Annotated in this window: 7 protein-coding genes; 3 read left to right on the top strand and 4 right to left on the bottom strand. The window is 74.8% G+C overall.

Annotation, left to right across the window (positions count from 1 at the left end; translation table 11 throughout):
* Positions 1-58: 58 nt before the first annotated feature.
* On the bottom strand, positions 59-1033 hold the full coding sequence (locus IEZ12_RS09720; protein WP_189271636.1) for a helix-turn-helix transcriptional regulator: 975 nt from the start codon (positions 1031-1033) through the stop codon (positions 59-61).
* A 142-nt stretch (positions 1034-1175) separates the two neighbouring features.
* Here IEZ12_RS09720 and IEZ12_RS09715 point away from each other — a divergent pair, with 142 nt between their 5' ends.
* Positions 1176-4967, top strand: coding sequence for a S8 family serine peptidase (locus IEZ12_RS09715; protein WP_229847380.1), 3792 nt, complete (start codon positions 1176-1178; stop codon positions 4965-4967).
* Between the two features lie 58 nt (positions 4968-5025).
* Here the strand turns inward: IEZ12_RS09715 and IEZ12_RS09710 are convergent, their stop codons facing one another.
* The 3 genes from IEZ12_RS09710 to IEZ12_RS09700 form a co-directional block, all read right to left on the bottom strand.
* Positions 5026-5847 carry an alpha/beta fold hydrolase gene (locus tag IEZ12_RS09710; RefSeq protein WP_189271635.1) on the bottom strand — a complete coding sequence of 274 codons (822 nt, stop codon included), beginning with the start codon at positions 5845-5847 and terminating at the stop codon, positions 5026-5028.
* Positions 5848-6082: 235 nt separating this feature from the next.
* Complete coding sequence (locus IEZ12_RS09705; RefSeq protein ID WP_189271634.1) at positions 6083-6727, bottom strand: response regulator transcription factor; 645 nt, start codon at positions 6725-6727, stop codon at positions 6083-6085.
* Positions 6715-7869, bottom strand: a complete 1155-nt coding sequence (locus IEZ12_RS09700) for a sensor histidine kinase (protein WP_189271633.1) — start codon at positions 7867-7869, stop codon at positions 6715-6717. Before IEZ12_RS09700 ends, IEZ12_RS09705 begins: the two co-directional genes overlap by 13 nt.
* Before the next feature lie 113 nt (positions 7870-7982).
* Here IEZ12_RS09700 and IEZ12_RS09695 point away from each other — a divergent pair, with 113 nt between their 5' ends.
* Entirely contained in the window at positions 7983-9194 is a 1212-nt protein-coding gene (locus IEZ12_RS09695) for a serine hydrolase domain-containing protein (RefSeq protein ID WP_189271632.1), read from the top strand.
* A 215-nt stretch (positions 9195-9409) separates the two neighbouring features.
* Entirely contained in the window at positions 9410-10003 is a 594-nt protein-coding gene (locus IEZ12_RS09690) for a hypothetical protein (RefSeq protein ID WP_189271631.1), read from the top strand.
* Positions 10004-10041 lie beyond the last annotated feature (38 nt).

Below are 10041 nucleotides of genomic sequence, written 5' to 3'. Positions count from 1 at the left end.
GGCCGGCCCGGTGGCCGAGTTCACCTACCAGGAGCTGTGACGCCGGCCCGCCGGGGCCTCAGTCGACCCAGCCGCGGCGGTGGGCCTGCCAGCCGAGTTGGATGCGGGTGTCGGCGCGGGCCAGGGACATCAGGCGGCTGATCCGGCGTTGGACGGTGCGCAGGCCCAGGCTGAGCTGTTTGGCGACGGCGGGGTCGGTGGCGCCGGAGAGGAGGAGGGCGAGGATGCGGCGGTCGGTCTCGTCGGGGTCGCCGGCGGGGACGGGCCCGACGGCGACGGTGGTGGAGCCGGTGCGGCCGAGCGGGTGGGCCCACTCCCAGGTCTGTTCGAACAGGACGGTGAAGACGGTGACCAGGGCGGGGGCGCGGACCACCAGGGCGACGGGGTCGGCGGTGGAGTCGGTGAGCGGGACGAGGGCGAGGGAGCGGTCCGCGACGATCAGCTTGGTGGGGACCTGGTCGACCACCCGGATCTGCTGCTGACGGTCCATCGCCTCGAACAGCGGCGCCGCGGCGCCCGGTTCGTCCAGCGCGCGGCGCTCCAGCACCACCCGGTAGCCGACGCCGCGTTCCACGGCCGCCGACTCGGCCCCGGTCTCGTCGGCGGGCACCACCTGGTGACGGCCCGTCACCAGCGCGAGGAGTTCGTGCTCCGCGCCGGCCTGCAACTGCGCGACGCGGTGGCTGATCGCGGCCCGCCCCGCCACCACCTCGATCAGGTCGCGGTGCGCCCGGTCCTGCCGGGCGGTCGCCGAACGGTAGGCCTCGGTGAGCGTGGAGGCCGTCAACTCGGCCTCCCGCAGGGCGTGTCGCTGGCCGGTGAGCAGGGCCTCCAGGGCGACCGCCGGGGGAGCGGCGGTGTAGCGCAGGCCGGCGCCGGGGGCGACCAGTCCGCAGGCCTGGAGCAGTTCGAGCGAGCCGGTCGGCACCGGGCCGCAGCGGGCGGCCGGTTCGGCGACGGTCGCCGGGCCGTGGGCCACCAGGTGGGTGTAGACCCGCTCGGCGTGCTCGTCCAGACCTATCGCCGCCAGCATCCGCGCTCCGTTCCGCCGTGCCCAGGGCCGCCGCCCGTGCCCCGCGCACCGCCGTGCGGGCGGTGGCGGTTTGCCGCCGGGCGGTGACCCGCCAGGCCACATCATGACCGGCCGGCCCGGTTTTCTGCCAGGCTCACCGGCCATGACCCGACACCTGGAGGCGTTCATGACACAAAGGGCGCGCATACGCGGCGCGACGGCCCTGGCGGCGGCGGGCATCCTCGCCGTCGGCACGCTCACCTCGACCGGTCAGGCCCTGGCCGCCCAGCCCGGAAACCCCGGCTCCACCCTGACGGGTCGTCACAGCGCCGCCCCGCGCACCGTCACCCTGATCACCGGCGACCGGGTGCAGGTCGGCACCGGCACCGACGGCCGCACCGCCGTCACCGTCCTGCCCGACGAACACGGCGACGTCCCGCTGACGTTCACCCAGCAGGAGAACGGCGACCAGTACGTCGTCCCGCAGCGCGCCTCCGCCGCGCTCGCCGCCGGCACCGTCGACCGCGGCCTGTTCAACGTCAGCTCACTGCTGCGCCAGGGCTACGACGACGGAAGCGTGAAAACGCTCCCCCTCATCGCCACCTACCGGGACGCGCAGGCCGCCGAGGCCAGCCCGCAGGCCCGGTCCCGGGCGGCCGGCACCAAGCAGCTGGCGGCCGTCGACGGCGTGGCGTTCACCCCCGCGAAGGACGACGCCGCCCGCACCTGGAACCAGCTGATCGGCCCGGACGGCAAGGGCCGCGACGGCCTGACCAAGCTGTGGCTGGACCGCAAGGTCCGCACCGCCAACGACGCCGAGACCCGGCAGATCGGCGCCCCCGCCGCCTGGGCCGCCGGACTCGGCGGACAGGGCGTCAAGGTCGCCGTCCTCGACACCGGCATCGACGACCAGCACCCCGACCTGGCCGGACAGGTCGACGCCCGCCGCAACTTCACCGCGGACACGGTCGACGAGGACGTCCACGACGCCGTCGGCCACGGTACCTTCGTCGCCTCCGAGATCGCCGGCACCGGCAAGGCGTCCGGCGGCAGGGAACGCGGCGTCGCCGACCGGGCCGAGCTGCTGGTCGGCAAGGTCCTCGACGACAACGGCTCCGGCACCGAGGCGCAGATCATCGCCGGCATGCAGTGGGCCGCCGACTCCGGCGCCGACGTGGTGTCGATGTCCCTCGGCAGCCCCGAGCCCACCGACTGCACCGACCCGATGTCGGTCGCCGCGCAGCGCATCGCCGAACAGTCGAAGGCGCTGTTCGTGGTCGCCGCCGGCAACCTCGGCCAGTACCAGTCGGTCAGCTCGCCCGGCTGCGCGCCCGCCGTGCTCACCGTCGGCGCCGTCGACGGCAAGGACAACACCGCGAGCTTCTCCTCGCACGGCTCCGTCACCGGCAGCCACACCCTGAAGCCGGAGATCGCCGCGCCCGGCGTCGACGTCAAGGGCGCCGCCGCCGGCGGACGCGGCGTCTACGCCTACACCTCGATGTCCGGCACCTCGATGGCCACCCCGCTGGTCGCCGGCAGCGCCGCCCTGGTCAAGCAGCGCCACCCCGAGTGGAGCGCCGCCCAGCTCAAGGCCGCCCTGGTCTCCTCCGCACTGGCCACCGTCCCGGGCGACGCCCAGCAGACCGGCGCCGGCCGGCTGCGGGTCGACGCCGCCGCCGGCCAGAGCGTGCTCGGCGCGCCCGCCGTCGGCTTCGGCGACTTCGCGTACCCGCAGCAGAAGTCCGACACCCGCACCGTCCAACTCCCGTACACCAACACCTCCGACCGGCCCGTCACGCTCAAGCTGGGCGTGCAGCGCACCGACGGCGACGACGAGTCCGCCGTCAAGTCGAAGGTCGTCAGGCTCGGCGCCGACAGGGTCACCGTCGCCGCCGGCGCCACCGTGCAGGTGCCGCTCACCTTCGACGGCAACGCGAAGCTGACGGGCGGCCAGTACGGCGACGTCACCGGCCGGGTGCTCGCCACCGCCGACAACGGGACCACCGTCTCCACCCCGTTCAACGCGTACGTCGAACCCGAGACCCTCGCCGTCCGGGTCAAGCTGATCGACCGCGACGGCAGGCCCGCCGCGTCCGAGGCGGGCACCGGCATCACCGTGATCGACCTCGGCCAGGCCACCGGCACCCGCCGGGCCCCCGACGCCAACGGCGAGATCGTCTACCGGCTGCGCCCCGGCAGCTACTCGTTGAGCGGCTACGTGGTCACCCCCGAGCGGGGCGACACCACCGGCGAGGCCGCGCCGAAGGCCGTCACCGCGCTCGCCATGCCCGAGCTCCAGCTGACCAAGGACACCGTCCTCACTCTCGACGCCCGCCAGGCCAACCGGATCGAGGTGCAGGCCGACCGCGACCTCCAGGTGCGCGGCGCCTCGCTCGAACTCGGCCGCTGGTGGGGCGACAAGTGGGTGGACTCCACCGGCGTGCGGGCGGGCGTGCTGCCCGTCGAACTCTCCGCCTGGGGCTCCGGCAAGGCCCGCACCGGCGGCTTCGAGTTCGGCAGCTACCTGCGGATGGCCGCCCCCGAGGTGGTGCTCAAGGGCGCCGGCCTCACGCTGCAGCCGCACTACGCCCAGTTCGCCGCCGAGGCCCAACTGCCCGCCACCGGAAGCGCGTTGTTGACCCAGGCCGCGAGCGCGACGCCGGCCGACCTGGCCGCGGCCGACGTCAGGGGCAAGCTGGTGCTCGTCCCCGACGACGGCACCTCGCAGCGCACCGTCTCCGCCAACGCCGAGAACGCCGGCGCCGTCGGCGTGCTGACCTACCGTCAGAGCCCGGGCGTGTACGGCAAGAACGACGTCAGCCTGGACGCCCCCGTGCTGCCGATCACCGCCGACGAGGCCGCGAAGCTGAAGGCGGCCCTCGGCAAGGGCGCCGTCACCCTGGCGTGGACCTCCGCCGCCGACAGCCCCTACGTCTACAACCTGGCGTTCCACGACGCCGGTTCGATCGGCGCCAAGCAGCGCCGCACCGTCCGCGACCGCGACCTCGCCACCGTCACCGAGAACTGGCACTCCACCGGCACGCCGGTCCGGATGAGCGACTACCTGAGCATCGAGCGCCCGTGGAACCCGTACGCGGGCAGCGCCGTCGGGCAGGGCCTGGTCGCCACCCCGTCCACCCGGACCGCGTACTACACCGCCGACGACACCACCTGGCTGCACGACGGACAGAGCAGCTGGCCGTTCACCGAGTTCATGCAGGATCTGCCGCGCCGCTACCAGGCCGGGCAGCACCGCACCGAGGAGTGGTACCAGGGCGTCCTGCGGCCCACCGCCGGACGCGCCGCCGACGGCTCCGCGCTGCTGGTCGGCGAACGCCAGGCCGACCTGATCGGCGTCGACTTCACCCGCACCCTGTGGGGCGACGGCAACGCCGACCACACCGGCAGCCAGTCCTACTTCGGCGACGCCGCCGGCGTCGAACTGTTCAGCGGAGGGGCCTCGTTGGGCCGTTCCTGGTTCGGCCCGTCGTTCGTCTGGCAGCTCCCGTCCGAAGACCGGGACTACACCCTGGTGCTCGACCAGGCCCGGTTCCACCACCGGGACCTGTGGCAGCGCTCCACCGCCGTCCGCACCGAGTTCGGCTTCCGCTCGGCGACCGACCCGGCCGCGTACTCGCAGTCGCTGCCGCTGCTGTTCCCCGCCTACCGGATCGACCTCGACGGCAACAACACCGTCGCCGCCGGACCGCTGCGGGCAGCGCTCTCCGCCACCGGCCAGAGCGGCTACATCCCCGGCGCTCTGACCGACGCCCGACTCGCCTTCTCCTACGACGGCGGCGCCACCTGGACGGACGCCGCGGTCGGCGCCGACCACGTCGCCGTCCTGGACCACACGGGCGCCACCGGAAGGACCGTCAGCCTGCGGATCACCCTGGCCTCGGCCGACGGCGCCAAGGTCACCCAGACCGTCACCGACGCGTACGCCGTGCGCTGACCGCGGTCTCGGACCCCGGGCCCCACCGGCACTGCGCCGGTGGGGCCCGTTCGCCCGCTCAGGCGGCCAGGCCGTGCAGGAACTCCGCGACCAGGCGGTGCAGTTCGGCCGGGTGCTCCAGGTGGACGTCGTGGCCCGCGCCGGGAAGGCTCACCGCGTGCGCGTCCGGACGCAGCGTCAGCATCCGCTCGGCGTCCGCCGCCGCAATGATGCCGTGCTGGCCGAACAGCAGCAGCGCCGGGCAGTGCGCCGCGCCCGCCCAGTCCTCCCAGCGCTCCCGGACGGCGTTCTCGGCCAGCGCCGCCACCATCACCTCCGGGTCGAACCGCGGCCACCAGCCGTCGCCGCGCTGCTCCAGGCCGTCCGCCCACACCTCGCCGAGCGGGCCGCCGCCGAAGAACCGCACCGCCGCGGTGCGCTCCGGGAACGGCACCGGCCAGTCCGCCAGCATCGCCCCGATCTCCGCCGGCGCGCCCGGCGACGCCCCGGCCGCGGCCTCCACCAGCACCACCCCCGCGAACCGCCCCGGATGCGCGGCGGCCGCCAGCAGCGCCGTGTGCCCGCCCAGCGACTGCCCCACCAGCAGCGGACGCTCCAGACCGAGGGCGTCCACGACCGCGAGCACGTCCGCCACGTACGCGTCCCGCCCGAGATCCTCCGGCCGACGGGTCGAGCGGCCGTGACCACGCTGATCGACGGCCACCACCCGGCGCGCCGGCGCGAGCGCCGCCGCCAGCGCGTCCCACTCGCCCGCATGCCCCGCCAGCCCGTGCAGCAGCAGCACCGGCCGCGCGTCGGCCGCGCCCGCCCAGTCCCGGCAGTGCAGGTCGACTCCGGCCCCGGCCACCGTCCGGGCCGTCCACGGGCTCTGCGTGCTCATCCGCTCATCTCCCAACGTTGCGGGGCCGGTCGGCCACGGGGTGTGAGGCGACAATGCCACGTGGCGCGATGTCGATCAATGAGACCCGCGAGTGGCGAACTCCCCGGTCGGAGCACGAGGTGACGGGTCGTCAACAGCGTCCGGGCGCCCCGCCACCGCTTCGTCGACCGGGCGGAGGGCGGCGGCGACCAGGCGTTCGGTCCCGGGTGCCGCCGAAGCCGGACCGACCCGGTTGTCACTGCCGACTGAGGTAGGTGAGCACCGCGAGCACCCGGCGGTGGCCGCTGTCGGCGGGGGAGAGGCCCAACTTGGTGAAGATGTTGCCGATGTGCTTGTGGACGGCGTTGTCGGTGATGACCAGGCGGGTGGCGAGAGTCGCGTTGTCCTTGCCCTCGGCCATCAGGGCGAGGACCTCGCGCTCGCGCGGGGTGAGGGCGGCGATCGGGTCGTGGGCGGGGCGGGTGAGGAGCTGGGCGATGACCTCCGGGTCCATGACCGTGCCGCCGGCCGCCACCCGGCGCAGCGCGTCGACGAACTCGCTGACCCGGCCGACCCGGTCCTTCAGCAGGTAGCCGACCCCGCCGCGCCCGTCGGAGACCAACTCGCCCGCGTACTGCCGCTCGACGTACTGCGAGAGCACCAGCACCGGCAGCCCGGGGTGCAGGCGGCGGGCCTCGATGGCCGCGCGGACGCCCTCGTCGCGGAAGCCGGGCGGCAGGCGGACGTCGACGATGGTGACGTCCGGGCGGTGCTCGGCGACGGCGGCGAGGAAGGCCGGGGCGTCGCCGGCGATGGCCGCGACCTCGAAACCCTTGGCGGTGAGCAGGAGTTCGAGACCGCCGGCGAGCAGCACGTGGTCCTCGGCGATCACGACCCGCACGGCAGCCCCACCTCGATCACGGTCGGCCCGCCGACCGGGCTGTGCACCCGCACCGTACCGTCCAGCGCCAGGACCCGGTGGCGGATCCCGGCGAGGCCGGTGCCGCGCGACTCGTCCGCGCCGCCGACTCCGTCGTCGGTGACCAGCACCGTCAACCGGTCGCCGTCCCGGCCCACCCGGACGCCCGCCCGGGCCGCCCCGCTGTGCTTGGCGGCGTTGGTGAGCGCCTCGGCGACCGTGAAGTACGCGACCGCCTCCACCGCCGCCGGGACGTCCCCGCAGTCGACGGTGTCGAGGTCCGTGGTGATCGCCGCGCCCGCCGCCAGCGCGGCCAGCGCCCCCGCCAGGCCCCGGTCGGCGAGGATCGGCGGGTAGATCGTCCGAATGACGGCGCGCAGCTCCGCCATCGCGTCCTCGGTGCCCTGCTGCGCCTCCGCCAGCAGCCTCGACACCGACTCGGGCTGCTCGTCGAGCAGTTCGCGGGCCACCCCGAGCCGCATCGCGATCGCCACCAGCCGGGCCTGCGTGCCGTCGTGCAAGTCCCGTTCGATCCGCCGCAGTTCCGCGCCGTGCGCGCTCATCGCACCGGCCCGGGTCTCGGTCAGCGTCGCCACCTGCCGGGCCAGCCGCTCGGTCGCCGACGGCGACAGCAGCAGCACGCACAGCCGGGCGTGCAGCCGCGCCAGCGGCGGGACCGCGACGTACGTCAACGCCGCGAACGCGGCCAGCTGGGCCGTCCCGAGCGTCAGCACGGCGCCCCAGCCGGTCAGCGGAACGCCCGCCGCGAAGCCGCCCGCGCGGGTGCCGGCCGGCAGCGCCCACCACAGCGGGAGGGTGACGGCGGTGGTCACCGTGTTGCCCGCGCACAGGGCGGTGAACGCGCCGAACGCCAGGCCGGTGACGGCGTGCGAGCCCGTCCACGCCAGCAGCCGCCACCGGCCGACCCGGACCGGCCCCGACGGTGCGGCGCGCAGCAGCCGGTCGGCGCGCCGGCGGTGCCAGGACGCCCAGCCGCGCGCCGCCCCCGGCGCCAGCAGCACCGGCAGCGCGAGCAGCGTGGCCGCGCCCGTGCCGAGACCGCCCAGCAGATACCCCGGGCCGCGCCACCACGCCGACAGCCGGCCGCCCCTGTGATCATTCATTCGGACAAGTCTGAGTCATCGTCACCGCGCCGGGCACTACAGCCAGCTGCACCCTTTTCCCACCAGTACGGGGCACCGACCGCACCACCCCGCCGCGCCTAGCGTCGACGACCATGACGAACACACCGAACGAGACCCCCCGCCGCTCCCGCCGCCGCACCCTGCTGCTGTCCGCCCTCGCCGCCGGAGCGGTCACCGCCGGCCTGCTGGGCGCGACCGTCGCCGAGCGGCGGGGCGACGGCGGACACCGCACGAACGCCGCGCTCCAGCGCGACGTGGACGCGCTCACCGCGCTCGGCGCGACCGGCGTGCAGGCCCGCCTGACCGGCCCCGACGGCCCGGACGCCACCGCCGTCGGCGGCGTCGCCGATGTGACGACCCGACAGCCGGTGCCCGCCGACGGGTACTTCCGGATCGCCAGCGTCACCAAGGCCTTCGTGGCCACCGTGGTCCTGCAACTCGTCGCCGAGGGAAAGCTGACGCTGGACGACACGGTGGAGAGCCGGCTGCCCGGCGTGGTGTCCGGCAACGGCAACGACGGGCGGGCGATCACCGTCCGCGACCTGCTCCAGCACCGCAGCGGCCTGCACGACGACTACCCCGACTACACCTCGGCGGAGGACTTCCAGCAGCACCGCAACGACACCGTCACCGCCGAGCAGACCGTCGCCCGGGCCGTGGCCCACCAGCCGGACTTCCGCCCCGGCACGCAGTGGAGCTACGGCAACACCGGCTACGTGCTGCTCGGCATGATCGTCGAACGGGTCACCGGACACCCCTGGCACCAGGAGGTGCACGACCGGATCGTCCGGCCGCTCGCCCTCGACCACACCTCCCGTCCCGGCGCCACCCCCGCCCTGCCGCAGCCGCACGCCGCCACCTACCAGCGCTTCCAGGACGGCGGCCCGCTGGTGGACGTCACCGAACAGGTCGGCATGGGCACCAACGGCGAGGCCGGCCTGATCTCCACCACCGCCGACCTCGACCGCTTCTTCGCCGCCCTGCTCGGCGGCAAGCTGCTGCCGCCCGCCCAACTCGCCCAACTGCAGCAGACCGTCCCCGTCGGCCAGGACGTCGAACCACTGATGCCGGGCGCCCGCGACGGACTCGGCCTGTTCTCCCGCCCCCTCTCCTGCGGCGGCCTCTACTGGGGCCACGACGGCGGCGACTCCGGCTGGATCACCGCCACCGGCACCACCTCCGACGGCCGCCGCGCCGTCACGGTCTCACTCTCGGGCGTGCAGATCGCCTCCCCGGACGACGCGGTGCGCATCGCCGCCGCCGAGAACACCCTGATCGACCACGCGCTGTGCGGCAGCGACTGACTGACCGTCAGGGATGGGGAGCGGCGCGGCCGTAGAGGCAGGTGAGGGGCGGGGGCGACCGGGCGTGTCGGACGGCGGGTTCGTTCTTCAGGCGTACACGGAGCGATCGGGTCATCCTTCGAGTTGATGATCGCTCCGGCAGGGTCGGCCAGCATGGGGGCCGACAAGGGACGGGATCCGGGCGGAGGGGGCGGGCATTGCGGCGGAGGACGAAGGTGGTGGGCGCCTTCCTGGCGCTCGGGGCGGTCTTCGGGGGGCTGGCGGCCTGTGGTGCCAACGGCCCGGCGCACGGTGAGAGGGTCATCGAGTCCGACGCGGACAAAACCACCGGGCTGCGTACCGACATGGCGCCGATGGTGACGCGCTTCCACCGGTTCGGCGAGCTGGTGGACGCGCAGTGGGTGCTGCACTGGCCCGGGGGCGAGCGGGAGTTGGTCCCGAGCAACGAGCATCCGATGTTCGCGGTGCTGCACCTGAAGCCCGGTCAGGTGAAGCGACTGCTGGACGGCCGGCGCACCGAACCCGCGAGCAAGCCCGTCTTCGCCCCCGACGACCTCCCGCACGGCGACGACGTCCCCGCCTCGCTCGCGCCGCACCTGCCGGCGGACGCCGCCTGGGTGCTCGCCCCGGAGCTCGACGAGGTGCTGGTGCGGGCGCGCAGCACGGCGGCGGTGCAGTACGACCCGGCGAGCGACACCGTACTGGTCTTCTGCATCAACCCCGACGACCCGGACGAGGTGCGCACGATGGTGGACACCGGGGGCAGGACCAGCCTGGTGACCCCGTCGCCGTTCGCCCCGCCGTCCTGACGGTCCGTCGGCGCGGCCGGCTGCAGGGCGGTCGCTCA

This window comes from Kitasatospora griseola, from assembly GCF_014648555.1.
In the GTDB taxonomy this organism is placed as follows: domain Bacteria; phylum Actinomycetota; class Actinomycetes; order Streptomycetales; family Streptomycetaceae; genus Kitasatospora; species Kitasatospora griseola.
This window is presented reverse-complemented; position numbering and strand designations above follow the sequence as displayed.

Coding starts and splice junctions, on each gene's coding strand:
- IEZ12_RS09720 (WP_189271636.1), bottom strand. CDS start 1,033: ATGCTGGCGGCGATAGGTCTGGACGAGCACGCCGAGCGGGTCTACACC.
- IEZ12_RS09715 (WP_229847380.1), top strand. CDS start 1,176: ATGACCCGACACCTGGAGGCGTTCATGACACAAAGGGCGCGCATACGC.
- IEZ12_RS09710 (WP_189271635.1), bottom strand. CDS start 5,847: ATGAGCACGCAGAGCCCGTGGACGGCCCGGACGGTGGCCGGGGCCGGA.
- IEZ12_RS09700 (WP_189271633.1), bottom strand. CDS start 7,869: ATGAATGATCACAGGGGCGGCCGGCTGTCGGCGTGGTGGCGCGGCCCG.
- IEZ12_RS09695 (WP_189271632.1), top strand. CDS start 7,983: ATGACGAACACACCGAACGAGACCCCCCGCCGCTCCCGCCGCCGCACC.